We start from the raw sequence: 24,607 nt of genomic DNA on the forward strand, positions 1-24,607 counted from the left end.
GGCCCTCCGCGATCAGCTCCCGGGCCAGCGCCAGGGCCGGGACTCGGCGGTAGTTGAAGCCGATCATGGACTGCACGCCTTCCTCCTGCGCGGCCCGGGCCGCCTCCGCCATGGCCTCGGCCTCGGCGAGGGTGTTGGCCAGCGGCTTCTCGACCAGGACGTGCTTGCCGGCGGCCAGCGCGGCGATGGCGATTTCCGCGTGCATGAACCCCGGCGCGCAAATATCGACGATCTGGATGTCATCGCGGGCGATCACCTCGCGCCAGTCCGTGGCGGACTCGGCCCAGCCGTACTTTGCGGCCGCCTCGGCGACGCCGTCCCGGTCGCGGCCGACCAGGACGCACCGTTCGAACGCCGGGACGTCGAAGTAGCTGGCAACATTCCGCCAGGCGTTCGAGTGGGCCTTGCCCATGAACGCGTACCCGATCATGGCCACTCCCAAAGTGGGAGGGCCGGGGCTGGTTTCCTGGGAGTTCATTGCTGGTTCCTAGAGTGTGGAAGCGGTGGGGTCCCAGTCCTCGGGGAGGGCTGCGGAGGCGGGGGCGGAGCTTTCCACGTCGATGAAGGTGCCGGAATCGACCGATTCGGAGATCGAGACCATGGTGTCCAGGACGTGGTAGGCGAGGTTGCCGGTGGCGCGGTGCGGGACGCCGGCGCGGATGGAGCGGGCCATGTCCAGCACGCCCATGCCGCGGCCCTGGCTGGGGCCGGTGGCCGGAATAATGGTCCATTCCTCGTCGCCGGCGCACCAGAGCTTGATGTCGCCGTCGAAGTAGTTTGGATCGGGCAGCGAGATGGTGGCCTCGGTCCCGGTGATCTCCACGAAGCCCATCCGCAGCCGCGGGGACTCGAAGCTGAACACGCTGTGGGAGGACGCACCGGACTCGAACTGGGCCATGGCGGACACATGGGTGGGGACCTCGACCGTGAATTCCTCGCCGGCCTTGGGCCCGGAACCGATGACCCGGACCTCCTTGGCCTTGGAACCGGTCGCGGCCACGCGGCGAACGGAGCCGAAGGTCTGCACCAGGGCCGTGAGGTAGTAGGGGCCCATGTCGAACAGGGGCCCGGCGCCGTGCTGGAACAGGAACGCGGGGTTGGGGTGCCAGGATTCCGGCCCGGGCGTCTGGAATGTGGTCATGGCCGTCAGCGGGGTGCCGATGTCGCCGCGTTCGATCAGCCGCCGGGCAGTCTGCAGCCCGGCGCCCAGGAACGTGTCCGGGGCGCAGCCCAGCCGCAGCCCCGCGGCGTCGGCCAATTTCAGCAGGCCCAGGCCGGAATCGCGGTCCAGCGAGAACGGCTTTTCCGTCCAGACGTGTTTGCCGGCGTTGACGGCGGCCGTGGCCACTTCCACGTGCGCCGCCGGGATGGTCAGGTTGACGATGATTTCGACGTCGGGGTGGTTCAGGGCGGCGTCCACCCCGCCCCACTCCGGGATGCCGTATTCCTTGGCCCGCGCCTCGGCCGCCTCTTCGAAGAGATCGGCGATCACGTGGACCTTAAGGTCGGGAAAGACTGTCAGGTTGTCCAGGTACTGCTTGCTGATGTTGCCTGCGCCGATGACGGCGACGCCCACCGGGCCGCGGCCGGTGGCACGGTTCGGTGATACCTGGTTCACCGTTACCCGGTTCGCTGCGGCGCTCATGCGTTCACGCCCTGGGCGCCGGCGGCACCGCTCTGCAAATAGTCGAGGCTCTGGGCGATGCCATCGAAGATGTCGCCGGAGTAGTCGTCGAATTCCACGACGCCGACTTCGAGGGACTCCGCCGCGGCGATGACGGCCCACACGGCGATCTTGCCCTGCCCGGCCGGCTGCTGCGCCTTGGTGTCCGTGGAGACGGGGCCGTCCTTGATGTGGATGAACCTGACCCTGTCGCCGAGGCGCTGCAGCAGCTGCACCGGGTCCTGGCCGCCGACGGCCGCCCAATAGGTGTCCACTTCCAGGACGAGTTCCGGGTCGAGGAGTCCCTCGAAGTACTCCAGCGCGGTCTGGCCCTCGATGCTGGACTCCAGCTCCCAGGCGTGGTTGTGGTAGCCGACGCGGATGCCGTACCCGGCGCCCTTCTTGGCCGCGGCGTTGAGCTTCGCTGCGGTGGCCTGGATGTCCTCGGCCGACTGCCAGTGCTCGGCTGGCAGGTAGGGATCGATCACCGTGCTGATGCCCAACTCCTTGGCCGCGGCGAAGATTTCGTCCTGGTCCTGGCTCAGCAGCGGGGCGTGGCCGGACGGGGCGGTCAGGCCGTTTTCCTTCAGGGCGGCGCCGAGCTCGGCGGCCGTCGCCACGAAGTTGTAGGGCTCAACCTGGGTGAAGCCGAGCTGGGCGACCTTTTTGATGGTGCCGGGCAGGTCTTCCTGGAGGGCGTTGCGGAGGGTGTAGAGCTGGATTGAGTAAGACACGGGATTCCTTTGCACGAGTTCGGCTTCGAAGGTGAGAGGGACAGCCCTGACAGCGGGAAGGGGGCGTCCACTCCGTTTGATTCTGCGCGAGGAAGGACTGCACGCCCATGGGCAGCGAGATGATTTGTCTGGAGCGGAGGAACACGATGGCTCTAAGCTAAGGAAGCTTTTGCCGGGCGTCAAGCAAAAGTTGGAAACCACGTGTCGATCTTTGTGAAGCGTGACATGCAGAAGATCTCCGTGCTATCACTTACTCATGAGTACGCCCACCGGCACCGAGCCCGCAGCCCCCGGGGCCGGCGGCAGCCTGTCCCGCGCCGGAGACCTCTTCCAGCTCCTGCGCGACGGCAAGGCCCGGACCCGCGCGGAGCTGGCCGTGACCACCGGGCTCGCCCGGTCCACTGTCGCTTCCCGCGTCGACGCGCTGATGGTCTCTGGGCTTGTTGGCCCGGCGGGGGAGGCGAGCTCCAGCGGCGGCAGGCCGCCGTCGCGCTTTGCCTTCAACCCGGCCGCCCGCGTCGTGCTGGCGGTGGATGTCGGGGCCACCCACGTGATCATCGCCGTTACGGACCTCGGCGGGACGGTGCTCGCGGAGCGCCGGCTGGCGCAGGATGTCGCCGACGGCCCGGTGGTTGTCCTGGACCGGGTGATCGAGGAAGGGCTGCAGCTGCTCGACGGGGCCGGCCGGGGCATTGGGGATCTGGCCGGCGCCGGGATCGGGCTCCCGGGGCCGGTGGAGCACGCCACCGGCATGCCGGTGAAGCCGCCGATCATGCCCGGCTGGGACGGGTTCGACGTCGTCCGCCATGTCCAGCGGTCCCTTCCGGTCCCGGTCCTGGTGGACAACGACGTGAACATCATGGCGCTGGGGGAGCGCACGGCGCACTGGCCCGGAGACGAAAACTTCCTGTTCATCAAGGTGGCCACCGGCATCGGGGCGGGCATCATCAGCAGCGGTGAGCTCCAGCGCGGGGCCAACGGGACGGCCGGCGACCTTGGTCACGTCCGGGTTCCGCGCGGCGATGACGTGCTGTGCCGTTGCGGCAACTACGGGTGCCTGGAAGCCTTGGCGTCCGGGCCTGCCGTCGCCAAGGCGCTGACGCAGCAGGGCCTGCCGGCGCACGACGGCGGTGATGTGCTGCGCCTGGTCGCCGAGGGGAACCTGCAGGCCATCCAGGCGCTGCGGCAGGCCGGCAGGGACCTCGGCGACGTCCTCTCCACGGTCGTGAACCTGCTGAACCCCTCGGTGATTGTGATCGGCGGAAGCCTCGGCCAGGCCGGGGAGCATCTGATGGCCGGGGTCCGCGAAGTGGTCTACCGGCGCTCGCTGCCGCTGGCCACGACGCACCTGCGGATCGGCGTGTCCCGGGCCGGTGACCAGGCCGCGATCCTCGGTGCCAGCCAGATGGTCACCCAGCACGTACTCTCGCCCGCCGTCATTGAGGCGACCCTGCAGGCCACGGGCTAGGGGCCGCCGGCCCCGGCCCGGAATTTTCAGCGCAGCTGGAAAATGGTGCGGTGCCAGTCCTTTTCCGCGCTGCCGCTCAGCTCGAACATCACGTGCTTGACCTGGGTGTATTCCTCGAAGGAGTAGGCGGACATGTCCTTGCCGAAGCCGGACTGCTTGAAGCCGCCGTGGGGCATCTCGGAGATGATCGGGATGTGGTCATTGACCCACACGCAGCCCGCGTTGATCTCCCGGGTCGCGCGCATGGCCCGGTGCACATTGCTGGTCCAAGCGGAGGCCGCCAGCCCGTAGACAGTGTCGTTGGCCAGGCGGATGGCCTCGTCATCGTCGTCGAAAGGCAATACCACCAGCACCGGGCCGAACACTTCATCCTTGACGATCTCGCTGTCCGGGGCGGCGTCAATGATGAGCGTTGGCGGGTAGAAGGCACCACGGGCCAGGACGCCTTCGCTGGGGATTTCGCCGCCGGTGAGCACCTTCGCATAGCCGCGGGCACGCTCAACCATTCCCGCGACGTGCTCGCGGTGCTTGACGGAGACCAAGGAACCGAGGTCCGCGCCCTCGTCGTCCTGCAAGCCCAGGCGGATGTCCCGGAAACGCGTCGCGAGCTTGTCCACGAATTCCTGATAGATGGAACGGTGCACAATGGCCCGTGTGGCCGCCGTGCAGTCCTGGCCCGAGTTGATCAGGCTCCCGGCGACCGCGCCGTGCACTGCGGCGTCCACGTCGGCGTCCTCGAAGACCACGAACGGCGCCTTGCCGCCCAGCTCGAGATGAACCCGCTTGGTGTTGACGGCCGCGGCTTCCAGCACGGTGCGGCCGATCGCGGTGGATCCGGTGAAGGAAACCATGTCTACGCCTTCGTGGCGCATCAGTGCCGCGCCCACTTCGGGACCGGTGCCCACCAGGACGTTGACGACGCCGGGCGGCAGCCCGGCGTCGCTGAGCACTTGGGCGAACATTACCGACGTCAGGGGCGTGATCTCGGCCGGCTTGAGGACGATCGTGTTGCCCGCAGCGATGGCCGGAAGAATCTTCCAAGCCGCCATCTGCAGAGGATAGTTCCAGGGTGCAATTGAGCCCACCACGCCGATGGGTTCGCGACGAATGCTGGAGGTGTGCCCGGGCGAATACTCGGCCGTTGCCTTGCCTTCTAGGTGGCGCGCGGCGCCTGCGAAGAACTCAATGTTGTCGATCGTGCCCGGGACGTCAAAACCCCTGGTCAACCGGAGGGGCTTGCCGGTCTGGCTGCTCTCCACACGGGCGAATTCCTCGGCTCGCTCCGTCAGGATCGACGCGAAACGGTGCAGTATCGCGGACCGTTCCCCCGGTGCCGTGCGGGCCCACGTGGCGAAGGCCGCGCGGGCTGCCGCGACAGCGCGGTCAACGTCGGCCGCGCTGGCAAGGTCCACGGTGGCCACAACCCCGCCGGTGGCGGGGTTCACGACGTCGTGCGTGTGGGTGGAAGTGCCCTGCTCGGTGCGGCCGTTGATGAATTGGTACATGATGCTCCCTCGGGGGATGGATGGGTAGTTGATGCCGGGGCGACGCCCGTGACGCGGCTCCCTACTACCGGACCCCCTGTTGGAGGGTTCCCGGCTAGCGGGTGCCCTCGCGCTCGGCGGAATCGAGAATGGCGCTGAGGCCCGCGGAGAAGACGTTCAGGCCGTCAAGCCTCAGGAGCCGATCGCGGTGTTCCTCGATCAGAGGGAAGCCGCTGACCGAAGCGACTGCAACCGCCTGGAGCCAGGGCTCGTGGCCGTCCGAGCTCGGTTTGGCCAGCACTTCCTGGGCGATGCCGGATCCGTGGCCCAGGGTGTAGCTCTCCAGCGCGCCGTAGTAGTGCACCAGCCGGTCCCCGGATAGACCGGCGTCCCGCAGGCAACCGAGGACGAATTCGATGCAGTGCAGTTCGCCCTGGCCGAAGGTGTCGGTGGCAAAGGCATCGCAGCCAATCGACGGGTACTTGATGAAGACTTCGATCAGGGTGTGGAGGTAGCGCTCCAGGCGGGGCCGCCAGTCCAGGGGCGCGTCCGAAGCGGTTGCTTCTTCAAGCGCCATGGAGAAGAGCCTGTCCAGCGCCGCGCGCAGGATCGCGTCCCGGTTGCGGAAGTGGCGGTACATGGCGGTGGGGTTCACATCGAGTGCCTCGCCGAGGCTTTTGAACGTGAAACGGGACTGGGGTTCGTCCCGTGCAAGTTCCAGCACGGCGTCGACGATCATGTCTGCATCGAGACGTACTCGCCGGTCCGTGGGTTGTTCCTCGACTCGACCGGGCCTGGGCTGGGCCACGTATCACCGCCTCTCCTGAAGTTCTCTTCCCTGCGTGCGATCCCCACGGTACACGAGTCGCGGCACTCCTAGTCAAAGGTATTGTCATTGCCGTTGTCAACGCCGTTGACATTCTGTTTTTGGCCGCATAGTGTGACGCAGGACACCAGACGTTTGCGAGGAAGGGAACCCATGGCCTGCGCTGAGACGATTTTTGAGAACGGTTGGATATACACGGGCGAGGACGAGCGCCCTGTCCGCGCCGCCCTGGCGGTTGCCCGCGGGCGTGTACTGGCAGTAGGGGACGGCGCGGAATTAGCCTCGCTGGTCACCAGCGCCACAATCCGCGTGGATCTGCGCGGACGCCTCCTCATCCCCGGGTTTCAAGATGCCCACGTCCACCCGATCATGGCCGGGGTCGAACACCTGCAGTGCGACCTCACCCGGACCACCAGTGCCGAAGACGCAGTGGCCGCGGTGCGCCGCTACGCCGAGTCACATCCAGACGAGCCGTGGATCATCGGCGCGGGCTGGTCGATGGACTGCTTTCCCGGTGGGACGCCCACCCGGCAGATGCTGGATGCGGTGGTATCTGACCGCCCGGTGCTGGTCCAGAACCGGGACCACCACGGGGCCTGGGCCAATACAAAGGCCTTCGAACTGGCGGGGATCGACGCCGGGACGCCGGACCCCGACGGCGGCCGTCTCGAACGTGAGGCCGACGGCTACCCCGCAGGGACCATCCATGAAGGTGCCTTGGGACTCTTTGACCGCGTGCACCCGGGCATCTCCCCGGAACAGGCCTACGAAGGGTTGCTCTGGGCGCAGGCGCTCATGCTCTCCTATGGCATCACGGCGTGGCAGGATGCCTGGGTGGGTACCTCCCAGAGCCCATTCGGGGACACCCTGGAGACTTACCTCAAGGCGCTCGACGCCGATGATCTCCGGGTCCGCGTCCGGGCAGCGCAATGGTGGGATCGCTCTGCCGGCCGGGGACAGCTCGCGGAAATCCTGGCGCGCCGCGATCGTGTCGCCGACGCCTGCGATCCGCTGCGGTTGTCCGCGGCAACGGTGAAGGTCATGGTGGATGGGGTGGCGGAGAACTTCACAGCCGCCATGCACACGCCGTACCGCGATCGCCACGGACACCACACGGACAACCACGGCATCGAGTTCTTTGACCCCGCGCAGTTGCGGGAGTTCGTCACAGACCTCGACGCCAACGGGTTCCAGGTCCACTTCCACGCACTGGGCGACCGCGCCGTCACCAATGCGCTCGACGCCGTCGAGCAGGCACGCACTGTCAATGGCCCCGGCACTAACCGCCACCATCTCGCGCACCTTCAGGTGGTCCGCACTGCGGACGTGCCGCGTTTCGCGGCCCTCGGGGCAGCAGCCAACCTCCAAGCACTCTGGGCCTGCCATGAAGAACAATTGGACGTACTGACGCTGCCGTTCCTGGAGGCCGATGCTGAGGAAAGGCACTACCCCTTCGGCGAACTCGCGGCGGCAGGGGCACATCTTGCCGCAGGAAGTGATTGGGCAGTCTCGTCGCCCAACCCCGTCTTGGCCATCCACGTTGCCGTGAACAGAGTGGAGCCAGGTGGCGCGCAGCAAGCGCTCGGCCCGGAACATAACAAACTCTCCCTCAAGCAGATCCTTGATGCCTACACCCAGGGCACCGCGTGGATCAACCACCTGGACTCGGACACCGGCATCATCCGCCCCGGGGCCCTCGCCGACCTGGCGATCCTTGACCGGAACCTCTTCGACATCCCCGCGGAGGAACTGCACACCGCCCAAGTGGACGAAACCTGGATTGCCGGCGAGCGCGTCTTTGCCCGGCTGGATCCGTCATAGAACCGGGGCGCCTTTCATGATTAGAGGAAGGAAGCGCATGGCTCCCACACGCTTATCGCGTCGACGGCTGGGCGCCGTCGTCGCTGGTTGCTCGGCCATTGGCCTCATGCTCAGCGGGTGCGGCACAACTGCGGGCGGCACCGTCGCCGCCAAATTCACCCTGAGCAATTCGACGCCCAAACCCAACAAGGAAATTGACCAGTTCAGCTGGGCGCTCTACGCCGAGCCGTTTTCGCTCGACTACGCCTACGCGTTCGACTACCCGGACAACCAGGTCCTCGCAAACATGTGCGAATCGCTCTTCCGTTGGAACCCCGACCTGACCTCCGCGCCGGGACTGGCAACCAAATTTGAGCACCCTGACGACCTGACCTGGGTGTACACCATCCGGCAGGGAGTCCACTTCCACGACGGCAGCCTCCTGACGGCCGCGGACGTGGTGGCCTCGCTCAAGCGGCATGTCGATGAGAAGGTCGGTTCCTTCTGGGCTTCCTCCTTTGAACGAGTGGCCGACATCCAGAAGACCGGCGACTACGAGGTCACCATCACCACCAGTGTCCCGGATTACGCCTTGAACTCCGCGCTGGTCGGGGCGCCCGGTGTCGTGGAATCCGCCAAGACCCTCGCCAAGGACGGCGCGGACTACGGCAACGCCACCGCAGGCGTGAATTGCACGGGCCCCTTTGAATTTGACCACTGGGACGCCGGGGAGGGCATCACGCTCAAGCGCTTCGACGACTACTGGGACCCAAGCCTCAGGGCCAAGGCGAAGCAGATGACCTTTAAGATCCTCCCCGACGCCAATGCACGGGTTAACGCCCTGCAGACCGGCGAGATCGATGGCAGTTGGCAGGTTCCCTCCAACGCACTGGACATCCTCAAAGCAAACACAGACGCCGGAAACGTCTACTTTGGCAACGACACTTCGGTGCAAAGCCTGGTCACATCAAATCTCAACGGCGTCTTCGGTGACGTCAGGGTCCGCAAGGCCCTCATGATGGCCATCAACCGTGAAGCGCTCCTACAGGCGGCAGAGCAGGGCTACGGAACGACGACCGATGCGCTGACCACCAAGAACGTATGGGTGGGTGCCCAGCCTTCCACGGTCAATTCGGCCTTCGAATCGCTCGACAAACAGGACTACAACCTTGACGAGGCCAGGCGCCTCATCAAGGAAGCCGGCGCTACAGGCAAGAAATTCGTCTACGCGACGGCGTCTCTCACCGCGGCCTTCGACATCACCTCGCGTGCCGTTGCTTCGGCTGCCCGGGAAATCGGCCTGGCACCGGAGATTCAGACCATGTCCAATGACAAGTACACGACGCTGTTCTCCGACCCCGAGGCCCGCAAGGGTGTCGATCTCTTCGAGACGTCCTGGTACCTCTCCAGCGCTGAACCCCTTGAAATGTACTCCGTGCTGCGTACCGGCGATTTCAGCAATTACAGTGGCTGGTCCAACGCCGAGTACGACCAACTCATCAACAGCGCGGTCGGCACCGAAGACGACGCCGAGCGAAACCGGCTCACGGCCCAGGCGGCGAAAATCGCCAGCCAGGACGTGGTCTGGTCCCCGCTCTATGAGACCGTCACCGCACTGTGGCTCGGCAAGCGCATCACAGGCGTGACGCCGTCGATCAACTACATGTACTACCCCTGGGCAGCAACGATTGGAGGCCGGTAGCCGTGGCTGTGACCCAACTGGCAGCACCACCCGCCCCACCGACCCCCGCAACGAAGAAAAGCCCGACGGCGGCACCATTAGCACTGGTGCTCCGCAAGGTAGGAACGCTGCTGATCACCCTGTTCTTCGCCTCACTGATCGTGTTCTTCTCACGCTTTGTCCTGCCGGGCGACCCGGCGCGCTTCCTCCTGCGCGGCCGGAGCCCCAAACCGGAGGCCCTCGCGGAGATCACCAAGCAGTTCGGCCTGGACAAGCCTCCGATCGAGCAGTATTTCACGTGGATCGGAGGCATCCTCCACGGTGACTGGGGCCGCTCGCTGACCTACCGCCAGAGCGTGAGCGATGTGCTGCTCAACCGCCTGCCCGTGACGCTGGAACTCGTGGCCCTGGCCGCCGTCTTCATCACAGGCCTGGGCCTCATTGCCGGCATGCTCGCAAGCTTGAACAAGGGCGGCTGGGACCGCTTCATCCTCATCACGGTCACGGCAGCCGGTGCCATACCCCCGTTCGTTGCGGCGATTGCCCTGACCGCCCTCTTCGCGGTCCAGTTGGGATGGTTTCCTTCCTTCGGCAGCGGTGATGAAGGGCCGAGCCGGCTTTGGCACCTGACACTCCCTGCCCTGGCGCTGGGCGTGACCTTCATTGCCTTCATGGCCCGGGTGACGCGTTCCTCAATGAACGAACAACTCACCCGCGAACACGTGGAGGTGGCCACCAGCCGCGGCCTCACACGCAGTTCCGTGGTGTTCCGGCACGTGCTCCGCAACGCCCTGGGCCCCATCCTGACAGTGAGCGGTGTACTGATCGCCGGCCTTCTGGTCTCCAGTGCCATCGTGGAACAGACATTCGGCCTGACCGGGATCGGCCAGCTTCTGGTCCAGTCGATCGACCGGCTCGACTTCGCGGTGGTTCAGGCGATCGTCATGATCATTGTCACGGCATTCGTCCTGGCCAACACGGTAGTCGATCTCATCCAACCCCTCATTGACCCGCGGATCGCCGCAGGAACGGAGTCCCGATGACTCTCACAGGAACGCTTCCCCTCCTGAGGACCCGCCGCTACGGAAGCCTCCTGTCGGTCACGGGTTGGGTGGCAGTGACGGTAACGCTCGTCGTCGTGCTTCTCTCCCTGCTCGCCCCGGTCCTGGCCCCGTACGATCCGGACTTCGTCGATCTTTCCAGCGTGCTGGGCGGGCCAAGCAGCGCCCACTTGCTCGGCACCGATGCCCTGGGCCGCGACATGCTCAGCCGCCTCATGTTCGGGGGGCGTACCTCGCTCGTCGGCCCGTTGATTGTGGTGGCAGCGTCCACGGTCCTGGGCCTGCTCTTGGGCCTGGCAGCCGGATGGACGGACGGCTGGATCAGCAGGATCCTGACCCGCGTCTTCGACCTGCTCTTCGCCTTCCCCGCACTGCTGCTCGCCATGCTGGCCATTGCCATCTTCGGCAAGGGCCTCATGGCGCCGATCCTGGCCATGACCATCAGCTACATCCCGTACGTAGCGCGTTTGACGCAGCAGTTGGTGGTCGCCGAACGGAGCCGGCCATATGTCCAGGCCTACCGGGTACTGGGATTCCGGACTCCCTGGGTGGTGCTGGGACGGGTGATGCCAAACCTGGTGCCCACCGTTGGCGCCCAGTCCACGCTCAACTTCGGCTATGTGCTCGCCGACCTCGCGGCACTGTCCTTTATTGGCCTCGGCATCCAGCCGCCAACCTCCGACTGGGGAGCCATGATCGAGGAGGCCCGGGGCGCACTGCTCGGCGGCCACGTGCTGCCGGCCCTTCTGCCCGCGCTCGTCGTCGTTCTTATTGTCGTATCCATCAACGTCATCGGTGAGGAACTCTCCGACCGGATTGGAGGCAAGCTTTCATGAGCAAGCTCCTTGAAATTGACCAGTTCACGCTGCACTTCCCCGGCCGCGGGGCGCTCCTGAACGAGGTCTCACTGCACGTCGACGATGGCGAGGCCGTCGCCCTGGTGGGCGAATCTGGTTCCGGGAAATCGCTCACCACCCGGGCCGCTCTGGGGCTCTTTCCGGAAACCTCCAGGCTTTCCGGGTCTGTGAAGGTACAGGGCCTGGACACGACGAGTGCCCCGGCGGCCAAGTTGCTGCAACTGCGCCGCAACCGCGCCTCCATGATCTTCCAGGACCCGCGCGCCGGCATCAACCCGGTACGCACGGTGGGGGATTTCCTCACCGAGACGCTGGTGAGATGGCGTGGCCTGAGCCGGGAAGAATCGGTCGAGCGGGCCATCACGCAGCTGGAACAGGTGGGCCTGCGGCGGACCAAAGAGATGATGCGGCAGTACCCGCACCAGCTGTCCGGGGGCATGCTCCAGCGTGTCATGATTGCGGCCGCGCTGCTCGCTTCGCCCGAACTGCTCTTGTGCGACGAGCCGACCACAGCTCTGGACGTCACCACTCAGGCCGGGATTCTCGAATTGCTGCGCGAACAGCAACAGGCGCGGGCCATGGGCATGCTGTTCATCACGCACGACCTGAACCTCGCCGCCTCCCTGTGCGATCGGGTCTACGTTTTGCGCAAGGGCGAAGTTGTGGAGCATGGCGCGGCATGCGACGTGTTCTTGAGCCCGCAGGCGGACTACACCCGCCAGCTGGTCGGCGCCACGCCGCGCATCGAGCTCGACAAGGTCCCGACAGCGCCCGCGGCCGACGGCACCATGCCGCTGCTCTCGGTCAAGGGCCTGGGCCGGCGCTATGAGTTGCCGGGCGGGGAAATGCTGACCGCCCTGAACGACGCCACGTTCACCCTTGCCCCTGGCGGCTCCCTGGGCGTTGTGGGCGAGTCAGGTTCGGGCAAGTCCACGTTGGCGCGAATGATTGTCGCGCTCGAGACGGCCGATGAGGGCGAACTCGCGATCAACGGCCGGGTCCGGGCGCCACGTCCGCTCCGGGCCCGTGAACGCAAGCTCCTGGCCAAAGACGTTCAGATTGTCTTCCAGGATCCCTACCTTTCCCTGGATCCGAGGATTGCCGTGGGTAAGGCGGTGGCGGATGTTTTCCGGCTCCACCAGGGACAGGGGCGGGCAGACGCCGTGCAGAGCGCCCGGGAGCTTCTCGAACGCGTGGGCATCGGCCCGGAGCGTTTCGACTCCAAACCGCGGGCACTTTCGGGCGGGCAGCGGCAGCGCGTGGCGATTGCCAAGGCCCTCGCTGCGCGGCCCAAGCTGCTGGTCCTGGACGAGGCCACCAGTGCCCTGGACGTCTCGGTCCAGGCGCAAGTGCTGGAGCTCGTGGAGGAAGTGCGGGAGCAGCTGGGCCTGACCATTCTCTTCGTGACCCACGATCTCGCGGTGGTTTCCAGGCTGTGCGCGGAGCTTCTTGTGCTGCAGCAAGGCCAGATCGTGGAGCAAGGGCCCACGGCGAAGATCTTGTCTGCTCCCACCAGCGACTACACCCGCACGCTCCTCGACTCACGGCCGAGGGCCCTCTGGGAAGAGCAGCCCGCTTAGTTCGACATCTATGCCGGCGCCTGTACAACCAACGTGTGCCACCAACCCAGGTGCCTCGGGCACTCGCAAAGTGCTCACAAGGCACTCACAAATAGGAGAGATTCCAGTGCATACGACCGTTTTTGAGCGGAGCTTCCCGGGCTCGGCAATTGTTGAGCAGGCTTTGGCGGACACCGTGCACCGGCCATTCTGGATCGACGATCTGGGCGATGACGTGGTTCGGTACCCCCAGCTTGAGAGTGAGCTTCAAGCCGATCTCGTTGTAGTGGGCGCGGGCTACACAGGCCTGTGGACGGCCCTGCGGGCCAAAGAACGCAACCCGGAACTCGACGTAATCGTCGTCGAGGCGCAACGCGTCGGCTGGGCCGCGTCCGGCCGCAATGGCGGGTTCTGCGTTGCGAGCCTGACGCATGGCTATGAGAACGGCAAAAACCGCTGGCCCAAGGAACTGGACCAGTTGGAGCGCCTGGGCATGGAAAACCTGGACGGGATCCAGGAGACCGTTGAGCGTTATCAGATCGATTGCGACTTCGAGCGCACGGGCGAGTTCAACGTCGCCGTCGAACCGCACCATGTTGAATGGCTTAAGAGCGACGGCGGGGGTGGGGTTTTCCTTGACACCGATGCGATGCGCGCGTCGGTGAATTCGCCAACCTACCTCGCCGGCCGTTGGCACAAGGACGGGGCCGCCATGATCCATCCCGCCAAACTGGCCGCGGGACTGGCGCGGGCGGCGACGGAGCTCGGCGTGCAAATTTTCGAAGAGTCCCGCGTCAGCGGGCTGGAAGAGTTGCCTGGCGGCGTCCGCGTGCACACGGGATCCGGCGGCGTTCGGGCCAAGCAGGTAGCCCTGGCCACCAATGTCTTCCCCTCCCTCCTGAAACGGAACAGCTTCATGACCGTGCCGGTCTACGACTACGCGCTCATGACAGAGCCGCTCACGGACGAACAGCTCGCCGCCATTGGCTGGAAGGAACGCCAAGGCATCGGCGACATGGCCAATCAATTCCACTACTACCGCTTGAGCAAGGACAACCGCATTCTTTTCGGCGGCTACGACGCCATCTATTACGCGGGACGCCAGGTGAAGGAGGCGTACGAGGACCGGGAGGAGACGTTCAGGAAGCTGGCCAGCCACTTCTTCACGACGTTTCCGCAGCTTGAGGGATTGAAGTTCAGCCACAAGTGGGGAGGCGCCATCGACTCCAGCACCCAGTTCTGCACCTTTTTCGGTACGGCCCGAAAGGGACGGGTGGCCTATGCCGCAGGCTTCACGGGCCTGGGCGTTGGATCCACCCGCTTTGCCGCCGATGTCATGCTGGACCTGCTGGCCGGACACGAAACCGAGCGGACACGCCTTGAGATGGTGCGCAAACGCCCGCTCCCGTTCCCGCCCGAGCCCTTCGCTTGCATTGGGATCAACCTGACCCGCTGGTCGATGGACCGGGCCGATCACAATGCGGGCAAACGGAATCTTATCCTCAAGACGCTCGACGCCGTGGGGCTGGGTTTCGACTCCTAGACACCCCCATTGACCCCACCAGAGGAGACCCAGCAATGACGGACTCAGCGGCCGAGCACACAGGGGCACTCGGTCTTGACCTGAAACACGAGCCGCTTCCCGCCGACACGGTTGTTCTGGGCAATCCCAGCACAGCGGTTCGCGAGCTTGAGGACCTGGCGGGATGCGGCGTCGGCATATGGGAAATGACCCCGGGCACTGCCACTGATACCGAGGCCGAGGAGGTCTTTGTCGTCCTGAGCGGGAAGGCCCGCCTCGTGTTCCTCGACGACGGAAGCACCTTGGACGTCGCAACTGGCGATGTCGTACGGCTGCGCCAAGGTCAACGGACGTCGTGGACCGTCACCGAGACGCTTCGCAAGATCTATTTCGCGGGCCAATAGCCCCGCCCCGGAAACGTCACATTCCGCGGGTGCGGCAGGGGCCCGTGATAGCAATGGGACTGATGAAAGCATATTTCTGCCCGGCCGCCGGGCAACGGCCCACCCCATGAGCGGCGTGGCCCGGGTGCCGCGCGGCTGGCTCCTCATGCTCGCGATCGGGCTGATCGCGCTGAACATGCGCGGCCCGTTGGTGGCGGTTGCCCCGGTGATCGCCCAACTGGAGGACGATCTCGGGTTTACCCCGGTGGAATTGGGATTCCTGACCGGCATTCCGGTGCTGTGCTTTGCCCTCGCCGCGCCCCTGGCCTCGCTGGCCGGACGCAAGCTGGGGCCCGAGTTCGCCATCACCCTGACCCTGCTCGGCGTGCTCTTCGGCGTCGTGGTCCGCTCGGCCGGCGGTGGTGCCCTGGTCATGCTGGGCACGGTGATCCTCGGCGTCGCCATCACGATCGGCAACATCGTGGTCCCGCTGATCATCCGCCGTGACTTCACCCCCGCCCGGCAAGGCGCGGCAATGGGCACCTACACCGCGGCACTGAACATCGGCTCGTTCCTGACCTCCATGGTGTCGGCGCCGCTGGCTGACCTGCTGGGCTGGCGGCCCGCGATTGCCGCCAGTGGCCTGTTCGCGGTGGCGGCTGCCGCCGTGTGGGTGATTGCGGTTGGCCGGCGGGCATTCATACCTGCTGCCATCCCCGCGGCGGACCCGCGGCGGCCCGGCAAGCTCACCTCGCGGTGGATCACGGCAGCGCTGACCTTCGGGTTCGCCGGGCAGGCGTTCTCCTACTACGGAGTGACCGCCTGGCTGCCAAGCCTGCTCTCTGACGAACTCGGCATGTCGCCGGCAGCCGCCGGGGCGGGGTCCTCGCTCTTCCAGATCCTGGCCATTGTGGGCGGACTGGGCGTGCCGCTGGCGGCCCGGTTCGCCAGTACGACGGCGGTGGGCCTCGCCCTTGGGCTGCTGTGGCTCACGGTGCCCGTGGGCCTGCTGCTCGCGCCGGAGCTGTGGTGGCTGTGGTGTTCCTTCGGCGGTATAGCCCAGGGCGGCGGCATCACCCTGATCTTCCTGGCCATTATCCGGCTGGCGCGGGACCAGGCCTCGGCGGCCCGGATGTCCGCCGTCGTCCAGGGGACGGGGTACTCGTTCGGGGCCGTGGCGCCGACCCTGCTGGGCTACGTCCACGGGACCACCGGCGCCTGGACCGGCCCGCTGCTGATGATCCTGTGCTCGGTGGCCGCATTCATCCTGGGCACCTCACTGTCACTGCGGCGGGTGCCGAAGCCCCACTGATTCGCTGTCGCGCGCCGGGGTGATGTCAATCGCGACGACAGGTATCGGTACGACAGGTAAGGCCCATGTTCGCGGGGAACATGGGCCTTACCTGTCGTACCGACGCCGTTGTCGAGTACGGGGGGATTTTCCGTTGCTGGACTGCCACCCGGATTTCGGGGTGCCTGTTGCGAAGGGCCTGGCAGCCCAGCCAACGGAAATCTGTGCGGACCCGGTTGCCCGGGACGCGGAGTCCTACGCCGGAACCAGTGCGGGGTCCCCGCTGGCGACGTCGGCGCCGTCGCGCGCTTCATGCAGGAAGCGGTCGTAGGCCGGCAGCGTCAGGAAGGCCGGGAACTCGCTGCTGAGGGTGACCTCCTCGAAGATGTCCCGCGCGTCGGCGAAACGGTCTCCTTCGAAGCGCTCCAGCTTGGCGAATTCCTCGTCCAGCATGTCCTCCACCCACTCCCTGGTGATCACGTCGCCGTGGTCAGTGATGGCCCGGGCGAAGATCCACTGCCACAGCTGCGAGCGGGAGATTTCCGCGGTGGCGGCGTCCTCCATCAGGTTGTGGATGGCCACCGCGCCGTTGCCGCGCAGCCACGACTCGATGTAGCGGATCCCCACTTCGATGTTGTTCCGGATGCCCTGTTCGGTGATGGTTCCGGTGCTCGTGGAGATGTCCAGGAGCGCGCGGTCGTCCGCGGTGACGTCCTCACGGAGTCGCTCGAGCTGGTTCGGACGCTCGCCGAGGACGGCGTCGAACACCTCGCGGCAGACCGGCACCAGGTCCGGGTGCGCCACCCAGGAGCCGTCGAAGCCGTCGCCGGCCTCGCGGGTCTTGTCCGCGCGGACCTTCTCGAAGGCGATCGCGTTGGCATCCTGGTCCTTGCGGTTGGGGACAGCCGCGGCCATGCCGCCGATCGCCATGGCGCCGCGCTTGTGGCAGGCCCGGACGAGCTGTTCTGTGTAGGCGCGCATGAACGGCTGGGTCATGGTGACCTGGCCGCGGTCCGGGAGCACGAAGCGCGGGCCGCGGGTGCGGAAGTTCTTGATCAGGGAGAAGATGTAGTCCCAGCGGCCGGCGTTCAGGCCCGCGGCGTGGTCCCGGAGTTCGTAGAGGATCTCCTCCATTTCGAACGCCGCGGTGATGGTCTCGATCAGCACGGTCGCGCGGATGGTGCCCTGCGGGATGCCCAGCAGGTCCTGCGCCATGATGAAGATGTCGTTCCACAGCCGGGCCTCGAGGTGGTTCTCGATCTTCGGCAGGTAGAAGTACGGGCCCTTGCCCTGGGCGATCAGGCGGCGGGCGTTGTGGAAGAAGTACAGGCCAAAGTCCACGATCCCGCCGGCAATAGGCGTGCCATCGATGAGCATGTGCTTTTCCGGCAGGTGCCAGCCGCGGGGGCGGACCACGACTGTGGGCAGTTCCCCGGCCGGGCGCAGCTTGTACTCTTTCCCCTCCGGGGAAGTGAAGTCGATCCGGCGCTCCAGCGCGTCCGTGAGGTTCAGCTGGCCCTGGATCACGTTGCGCCAGGACGGCGTGGAGGAATCCTCCATGTCCGCGAGCCACACCTTCGCGCCGGAGTTCAGCGCGTTGATGGTCATCTTCTTATCGACCGGCCCGGTGATTTCCACGCGGCGGTCCTCCAGGCCCGGGGCCGGGGGAGCGACACGCCAGTTCGGATCGTTGCGCACGGACTCGGTCTCGCGCAGGAACCGCGGGTCCTGGCCCTTGGAGATCTGCTGGCGGCGTTCCTGCCGTGCCTGCAGCAGCTCCCGACGGCGCCCTGTCGTGGCCTTGTGCAGCTTGGCAACAAACGCCAGCGCGTCCGGCGTGAGGACCTCGCCCTGACGGCAAATCGGCTGCGCGGTCAACGTGATCCCGTTGATAGTGAAATTGTCAGTGAAGCTGTTCATTTCAAATCTCCTTAGAGAAGAAGCAAGTTCGACGGCGGGCCGTGCGTCAGGTGCGGTGCCCCCGAGGCCGAAGGTGCCGGGATTGCGGCAGCCTGCGTAAAAGGGGCCATGGGGAATAGCAGGCAGAGCAATGCCGGACCGAAGGGCCGGGCGGAAGCGCCGCCGTCGGGTGTCTAGTGGAACTGGCCTTCTTCGGTGGATCCCACCAGGGCCAGGGTGGATGCGTTCGGGTTGAGCGCGGTGGCGATGTCGTCGAAGTAGCCGGTGCCGACTTCGCGCTGGTGCTTGGTGGCGGTGTAGCCGCGGGACTCGGAGGCGAATTCCTTCTCCTGCAACTCGACGTACGCGCTCATGCCTTCCCGGGCGTAACCGTGGGCGAGGTCGAACATCGAGTAGTTCAGGGCGTGGAAGCCGGCCAGGGTGATGAACTGGAAGGTGAAGCCCATGGCGCCGAGTTCGCGCTGGAACTTCGCGATCGTGGCGTCATCGAGGTGCTTGCGCCAGTTGAACGACGGCGAGCAGTTGTAGGAGAGCATCTGGTCCGGGAACTCGGCCTTGACGGATTCGGCGAACTTGCGGGCCAGTTCCAGGTCCGGGGTGCCCGTCTCCATCCAGATGAGGTCGGAGTACGGGGCGTAGGCCTTGGCGCGCGCGATGCAGGGTTCGATCCCGTTGCGGACCTTGTAGAAGCCCTCCGGGGTGCGGACCGGCTGGCCGCCTTCGCGGAGGATGAATTCCTGGTCACGCTCGTCGACGTCGGAGGTGATCAGGGTGGCCGCCTCCGCGTCGGTGCGGGCGATGATGACCGACGGGGTACCGGCGACGTCGGCGGCGAGCCGGGCCGCGTTCAGCGTCCGGACGTGCTGCTGGGTGGGGATCAGGACCTTGCCGCCGAGGTGGCCGCACTTCTTTTCCGAGGCGAGCTGGTCTTCCCAGTGCACGCCCGCGGCGCCGGCCTGGATCATGGACTTCATGAGCTCGTAGGCGTTCAGCGGGCCGCCGAAGCCTGCCTCGGCGTCGGCCACGATCGGGACCATCCAGTCCTCGACGGTCTGGATGCCCTCGGAGAACTCGATCTGGTCCGCGCGGAGCAGGGCGTTGTTGATGCGCCGGACCACCGTGGGAACGGAATTGGCGGGGTAGAGCGACTGGTCCGGGTAGGTGTGGCCGGAGTTGTTGGCGTCCGCCGCGACCTGCCAGCCGGAGAGGTAGATGGCGCGGAGGCCGGCCTTGACCTGCTGCACGGCCTGGTTGCCGGTCAGGGCGCCGAGGGCGTTGGTGTAGCCGCCGGTCTTCTGCTCTTCGGTGAGCTGCTTCCACAGCTTTTCGGAGCCGCGCCGGGCGAGGGTGTGTTCTTCGGAGACGCGGCCGCGGAGGCGGATGACGTCCGTTGCCTTGTAGTCCCGGGTCACACCTTCCCAGCGGGGGTTGGCGGCCCACTCGAGCTCCAGTGCGGCGGCCTGCTGCTCGGGCGTCTGCTGGGTGGGCTCAAATGCTGCAGTCATCTTTGTCTCCTTGGTGGGTCCGGGGCCGGTCAGTCTGCGTCTCTGCAGAGCCTGGCTGGTTGTTCCCGGATGCGAATCTTTCCGTGAGATCTACTTTTCTGCACTTTCCAAGGGGTTTCTAGACCAAAGCTATGGAAAGAAATGCACTTCTTCGCGTATTCTCAAGAAATGCACTCAACCAGCTGGAACCGCCAAGCCCTTGCGTCGTCCGCGCCCGCAGCGCCGGAGGTGGATGTCATCAGCCTGGGCCGGCGCGTCCGGCATCTGCGCAAGGCGGCAGGGCTCACGCTCGACGACCTGAGTGCCGCCGTCGGGACGGCCCCCAGCCAGCTGAGCCTGATGGAAAACGGCAAACGCGAGCCCAAGCTTGGTCTGCTCCAGCAGCTTGCAGCGGCACTCGGGGTGAGCATCGACGAACTGCTCGGCGCGGAGCCGCCCAACCGGCGTGCGGCGCTGGAGATCGAGCTGGAACGGTACCAGCGCAGTCCCATCTACGAGTCCCTGAATCTGCCCAAGATCCGCATCAGTTCGCGGCTTCCAATGGATGTGCTGGAGTCTATGGTGGGCCTGCAGCATGAGCTTGAACGCCGGCTCAATGAGCAGGTCGCGACGCCGGAGGAGGCCCGCCGCGCGAACGGTGAACTGCGTGCGATGATGCGCGAGAGGAACAACTATTTCCCCGAGTATGAGGCCGAGGCGCAGAAGGTCCTGGCCTCGGTGGGCCACACCAGCGGTCCGCTGTCCCACCACGTCATTTCGGACATCGCCGGGCATCTCGGATTCAGCCTCCACCATGTGGGTGATCTCCCTCATTCCACGCGTTCGGTGACTGATCTTAAGAACCGCCGAATTTATCTCACGCAGAACGCCCGCAGCGATCACGACCCCCGTTCGGTGCTGCTGCAGGCGCTGGGCCATTACGTCCTGGGCCACCAGACGCCGAACAACTACGGCGATTTCCTGATGCAGCGCGTGGCCACGAACTACTTCGCCGCCGCGCTGCTGCTGCCCGAGCAGGCTACCGTGGCATTCCTGCAGGAGGCCAAGCAGGCCAAGGAAATCGCGGTCGAGGACATCCGGGATGCCTTCGCGGTGTCCTACGAGACCGCCGCGCACCGCTTCACAAACCTGGCCACCCAGCACCTGGGCATCCGTACGCACTTCCAGAAGACGCACAAGAGCGGCATCATCTACAAGGCCTACGAGAACGACGGCGTGACGTTCCCGCAGGACCACACCGGCGCCATCGAGGGTCAGTTCTCGTGCCGGAACTGGACGTCCCGGGTGGTGTTCGACGTCCCGGACAAGTTCAGCGCCTACAACCAGTACACCGACACCCCGGCCGGGACGTACTGGTGCACGGCCCGGACGGAACGCTCCGCGAACGGGGAGTTCTCCCTGTCCGTGGGTGTCCCGTATGCGCACGTGAAGTGGTTCCGCGGCCGCGACACCACGGAGCGGTCCAAGTCCACCTGCCCGGACGAAAGCTGCTGCCGCCGCCCGCCGGCGTCGCTGACCGCCGAATGGGCCGGGAACGCCTGGCCCTCGGCGCGGGCCCACTCCCACCTGCTGGCGGCCATGCCGCCGGGCGCCTTCCCGGGCGTGGACGAGACCGAGGTCTACTCCTTCCTGCAGGCGCACTCGGGGAGCTGACCCTCCCTCAGTTCCTGCGGGTTCCTCCTGGACCCTCCCTCAGATCCTGCCCGTTACTGCTCGTCGCTCCCTCACTTCCTGCGGCTTTCGATGCGTCGCTCCCTCACATCAGGTGAGGGAGCGTCCGGGAGTTTGCTGCAGAAGGTGAGGGAGCGTCGCCTTGGGCGTGGCTGACAGCAAGGCGGACTATATTGGCCTGTGTCAGCTCATCGATCCATCTCGCGGGAGCGTGCGCCCATGGCCAAGGAACTTGCCACCCAGCTCATCGAACAACTCCAGGCTGCCGGCGTGCAGCGGATCTACGGGATTGTGGGCGACAGCCTCAACCCGATTGTCGACGCCGTCCGCAAGACCGGCGGCTCGCAACAGGGCGGTATTGACTGGATCCATGTCCGCCATGAGGAGGCGGCCGCCTTCGCCGCGGCGGCCGAAGCCCAGCTGACCGGCCGGCTCGCGGTGTGCGCGGGCTCCTGCGGGCCCGGCAACCTGCACCTGATCAACGGCCTGTATGACGCCAACCGTTCCGGGGCGCCGGTGCTGGCCATTGCCTCGCACATTCCCAGCAAGCAGATCGGCAGCAGTTTCTTCCAGGAAACCCACCCCGACCGGCTCTTCAACGAGTGCTCGGTCTACTCCGAGCTGATAAGCACCGCGGAGCAGGCGCCCCGCGTCATGCACAGCGCCATCCAGCACGCCGTCGGCCTCAGGGGCGTCGCCGTCGTGACCCTTCCCGGTGACATCGCCGGCCTGGAGGCGACGGCCGAAACGCCGGCCCCGGCGACCTTCCGGCCGGCGGCGCTGATGCCGGACCCCGCGAGTGTGCAGGAACTGGCCGACGCCATCAACGCCGCCGGCAAGGTGGCCATCTTTGCCGGTGCCGGCGTCGAGGGCGCGCACGACGAGGTGATTGCGCTCGCCGGGCTGATCGCGGCGCCGATCGGCCACAGCCTCCGCGGCAAAGACTTCATGCAGTACGACAACGCCTATGACATCGGCATGACCGGGCTGCTGGGTTACGGCGCCGCGGCCGAGGGCATCGAGGACGCGGACCTGCTGATCCTGCTGGGCACGGACTTCCCGTACGACCAGTTCCTCCCCGGAACCCGGACGGCGCAGGTGGACCGGGCCGCGCACAAACTGGGGCGGCGGACCGACGTCGACGTCGCAGTGCACGGCGACGTCCTCCCCACCCTTGCCGCCCTCATGCCGTTGGTCACGGCCAAGAAGAGTCGCCGTTTCCTGGATGCGATGCTGAAGAAGCACGACCGGCTCATGAACAAGGCCGTGGGGGCATATACCCGCAACGTCGGGACGAAACAGCCGATCCACCCGGAATATGCTGCCTCCCTGCTGGACCAGGTGGCGGCGAGGGACGCGATTTTCACGGCGGACACCGGCATGTGCAATGTCTGGACCGCCCGGTACATCAACCCGCTGGGCACCCGCCGGCTGATCGGCTCGTACCTGCACGGGTCCATGGCCAACGCGCTGCCGCACGCGATCGGCGCCCAGCTGGCCTACCCCGGCCGGCAGGTGGTTTCGGTCTCCGGCGACGGCGGCCTGTCGATGCTGCTGGGCGAGCTCATCACGGTCGCCGCGCACCGGCTGCCCGTGAACGTGGTGGTCTTCAACAACTCCACCCTGGGCATGGTGAAACTCGAGATGCTGGTGGACGGGCTCCCGGACTTCGGCGTCGACGTCCCGGACGCCAACTACGCGGACGTTGCCCGGGCCCTGGGCTTCCACGCCGAGCGCGTCACGGATCCGTCCCGCATCGAGGCTGCGTACCGGGAAGCCTTCGCCCACCCCGGCCCGTCGCTGGTGGAGCTCATCACGGACCCCAAGGCGCTGTCCCTCCCGCCGAAGATCAAGGGCGCACAGGTCCTGGGCTTCGCCACGGCCATGTCCAAAGTGGTCCTGAACCGGGGCGCCGGCGAGGCCGTCAGTATGGCACGGAGCAATCTGCGGAACGTCCCGCGGCGCTAGGGCCCGGCGAGTTCGCCGGAAGCTGCCCGGTTCGCCGGACATTTCCGGCGAACTGGAGACATTCCGGCGAACTGCGCACCCATCGAGGCGAAAGGCGTGGCCATGAAAGATCACCGCGTGGCGAAAATTGTGGCGGCGGGAACCCTCGCGGTGCTCACGGCTTGTGCGCCCCCGGTACCAGGGCTTGTAAAGGCCGACGGCGTCGAACGGGTGCCGGTGGACCGCGCCGCGTACGCTGCCGAATTTCAGGCATTCCGGGCTTCCGCTCTGACGTTGGGAGCCGCGCTGCTGGCCGACGGCGGTGAAGGCGCCGAAGGGAACGTGGTGTCGTCTCCCGGCAGCCTGCTGATCGCGCTCGCCATGCTGCGGGCAGGGGCGTCCGGGGAGACCGCCGTCGAAATGGACCAGGTGCTCGGGCTCCCGGACGGCAACCGGGATGAGGCCATGAACGCCCTGCTCGAGTCCCTGGCGGCGTACGACGGTGATCCCGGCTCGGTCGACGAAAAGGATCCGCCCCGGAAGCCGGTCATGCATGCGGCCAACGGTCTGTTTGTGGACAAGGACGTACCAACCGGGAGGAACTACCTGCAAACCCTTGCCCGGCACTACGGCACCGGGGTGTACCCCGTGGATTTCCGGGATGAGGCCGCCACGAGGCCGGCCCTGGATGCCTGGGTGGACCGGAACACGGGCGGCCGGATCAAGAAAGCACCCGCGGAGTACGATCGCGACAACTCGTTCAGCCTCCTCAATGCCCTGTACTTCGCCGCGGCGTGGCAGTCGCCTTTCGACCCGAACGACACCTCGGACGGACCTTTCACGACCTCAGGTGGCGAGGAAATCAGTGTGCCGACCATGTACAACTCGCTGCAGCTGGCCTATGCGGAAGGCCCTGGCTGGCGGGCGGTGGAGCTGCCATACGCAGAAGGTTTTGCCATGCGGCTGGTGCTGCCCGGTCCAGGCGTTGGGCCGGAGAGCCTCACGGCGGCCAAGCTGGCGGCAATTGCGGCGGCCCTAGACAAGGCCCCGGAGGTCTCCACGGTCATCTCCCTGCCCAAGTGGGACCACAAGACCACCTTCGACCTGCGGAAGGTATTTGAAGCGCTGGGGCTGGCCGGGACCCTGGTCACCACCGAAGACTTCGACGCCATCCAGCCGAAGCTGACGCTCACGCAGGCCGCCCAGGCGGCCAACATCACCGTTGCCGAGAAGGG

General features: G+C 66.3%; 19 protein-coding genes. 12 read left to right on the forward strand and 7 right to left on the reverse strand.

The features are described 5' to 3' along the window. From Y706_RS26760 to Y706_RS0120335, 3 genes are all read right to left on the reverse strand, one after another. Nucleotides 1-478: Gfo/Idh/MocA family protein (locus tag Y706_RS26760; RefSeq protein WP_043436663.1), on the reverse strand; the 478-nt coding region annotated here is incomplete at its 3' end. Between the two features lie 9 nt (nt 479-487). Continuing rightward, nucleotides 488-1,645 (reverse strand): Gfo/Idh/MocA family protein, encoded by a 1,158-nt coding sequence (locus Y706_RS0120330; RefSeq protein ID WP_043436666.1) that lies wholly within the window; start codon nt 1,643-1,645, stop codon nt 488-490. After that, nucleotides 1,642-2,397, reverse strand: a complete 756-nt coding sequence (locus tag Y706_RS0120335; RefSeq protein ID WP_028278030.1) for a sugar phosphate isomerase/epimerase family protein — start codon at nt 2,395-2,397, stop codon at nt 1,642-1,644. The genes Y706_RS0120330 and Y706_RS0120335 overlap by 4 nt, the downstream gene beginning before the upstream one ends. A 256-nt stretch (nt 2,398-2,653) precedes the next feature. Between Y706_RS0120335 and Y706_RS0120340 the strand changes: the two genes are divergently transcribed. After that, a complete protein-coding gene (locus Y706_RS0120340) occupies nt 2,654-3,865 on the forward strand; it encodes an ROK family transcriptional regulator (protein ID WP_028278031.1) in 1,212 nt (403 codons plus the stop codon). Nucleotides 3,866-3,891: 26 nt separating this feature from the next. Here Y706_RS0120340 and Y706_RS0120345 read toward each other — a convergent pair whose 3' ends face one another. Beyond that, nucleotides 3,892-5,370 carry a gamma-aminobutyraldehyde dehydrogenase gene (locus Y706_RS0120345; RefSeq protein ID WP_028278032.1) on the reverse strand — a complete coding sequence of 493 codons (1,479 nt, stop codon included), beginning with the start codon at nt 5,368-5,370 and terminating at the stop codon, nt 3,892-3,894. 94 nt (nt 5,371-5,464) lie between these two features. Further along, nucleotides 5,465-6,088: a TetR/AcrR family transcriptional regulator gene (locus tag Y706_RS0120350; RefSeq protein ID WP_043436669.1), complete on the reverse strand. Its 624-nt coding sequence runs from the start codon at nt 6,086-6,088 to the stop codon at nt 5,465-5,467. Nucleotides 6,089-6,328: 240 nt separating this feature from the next. Between Y706_RS0120350 and Y706_RS0120355 the strand changes: the two genes are divergently transcribed. The 8 genes from Y706_RS0120355 (at nt 6,329) to Y706_RS0120390 (ending at nt 16,350) form a co-directional block, all read left to right on the forward strand. Continuing rightward, a complete protein-coding gene (locus tag Y706_RS0120355) occupies nt 6,329-7,996 on the forward strand; it encodes an amidohydrolase (protein ID WP_043436671.1) in 1,668 nt (555 codons plus the stop codon). Nucleotides 7,997-8,033: 37 nt separating this feature from the next. Continuing rightward, on the forward strand, nt 8,034-9,677 hold the full coding sequence (locus Y706_RS0120360; protein ID WP_253906855.1) for an ABC transporter substrate-binding protein: 1,644 nt from the start codon (nt 8,034-8,036) through the stop codon (nt 9,675-9,677). Nucleotides 9,678-9,760: 83 nt separating this feature from the next. Continuing rightward, a complete protein-coding gene (locus Y706_RS0120365; RefSeq protein ID WP_173403101.1) occupies nt 9,761-10,699 on the forward strand; it encodes an ABC transporter permease in 939 nt (312 codons plus the stop codon). Further along, on the forward strand, nt 10,696-11,553 hold the full coding sequence (locus Y706_RS0120370) for an ABC transporter permease (protein WP_028278037.1): 858 nt from the start codon (nt 10,696-10,698) through the stop codon (nt 11,551-11,553). The genes Y706_RS0120365 and Y706_RS0120370 overlap by 4 nt, the downstream gene beginning before the upstream one ends. Continuing rightward, complete coding sequence (locus Y706_RS0120375) at nt 11,550-13,154, forward strand: dipeptide ABC transporter ATP-binding protein (protein WP_028278038.1); 1,605 nt, start codon at nt 11,550-11,552, stop codon at nt 13,152-13,154. Before Y706_RS0120370 ends, Y706_RS0120375 begins: the two co-directional genes overlap by 4 nt. A gap of 106 nt (nt 13,155-13,260) precedes the next feature. Then, nucleotides 13,261-14,676 (forward strand): NAD(P)/FAD-dependent oxidoreductase, encoded by a 1,416-nt coding sequence (locus Y706_RS0120380; protein ID WP_028278039.1) that lies wholly within the window; start codon nt 13,261-13,263, stop codon nt 14,674-14,676. A gap of 35 nt (nt 14,677-14,711) precedes the next feature. Continuing rightward, a complete protein-coding gene (locus Y706_RS0120385; RefSeq protein WP_028278040.1) occupies nt 14,712-15,059 on the forward strand; it encodes a cupin domain-containing protein in 348 nt (115 codons plus the stop codon). A gap of 106 nt (nt 15,060-15,165) precedes the next feature. Continuing rightward, nucleotides 15,166-16,350 carry an MFS transporter gene (locus Y706_RS0120390; RefSeq protein ID WP_028278041.1) on the forward strand — a complete coding sequence of 395 codons (1,185 nt, stop codon included), beginning with the start codon at nt 15,166-15,168 and terminating at the stop codon, nt 16,348-16,350. 234 nt (nt 16,351-16,584) lie between these two features. Here Y706_RS0120390 and aceB read toward each other — a convergent pair whose 3' ends face one another. After that, a complete protein-coding gene (gene aceB / locus Y706_RS0120395; RefSeq protein WP_028278042.1) occupies nt 16,585-18,249 on the reverse strand; it encodes a malate synthase A in 1,665 nt (554 codons plus the stop codon). 173 nt (nt 18,250-18,422) lie between these two features. Next, complete coding sequence (gene aceA, locus Y706_RS0120400; RefSeq protein ID WP_028278043.1) at nt 18,423-19,754, reverse strand: isocitrate lyase; 1,332 nt, start codon at nt 19,752-19,754, stop codon at nt 18,423-18,425. A gap of 141 nt (nt 19,755-19,895) precedes the next feature. On the opposite strand from aceA, the gene Y706_RS0120405 reads away from it, so the two are divergent. From Y706_RS0120405 to Y706_RS26765, 3 genes are all read left to right on the forward strand, one after another. Next, entirely contained in the window at nt 19,896-21,407 is a 1,512-nt protein-coding gene (locus tag Y706_RS0120405; protein ID WP_028278044.1) for a helix-turn-helix transcriptional regulator, read from the forward strand. A 237-nt stretch (nt 21,408-21,644) separates the two neighbouring features. Continuing rightward, nucleotides 21,645-23,393: a pyruvate dehydrogenase gene (locus tag Y706_RS0120410; RefSeq protein ID WP_028278045.1), complete on the forward strand. Its 1,749-nt coding sequence runs from the start codon at nt 21,645-21,647 to the stop codon at nt 23,391-23,393. Between the two features lie 102 nt (nt 23,394-23,495). Then, nucleotides 23,496-24,607, forward strand: a 1,112-nt coding sequence (locus Y706_RS26765) for a serpin family protein (RefSeq protein ID WP_043436678.1), incomplete at its 3' end; no start/stop codon positions are given.

The sequence above is a fragment of the Arthrobacter sp. I3 genome (assembly GCF_000520575.1).
Classification (GTDB): Bacteria; Actinomycetota; Actinomycetes; order Actinomycetales; family Micrococcaceae; genus Arthrobacter; species Arthrobacter humicola_A.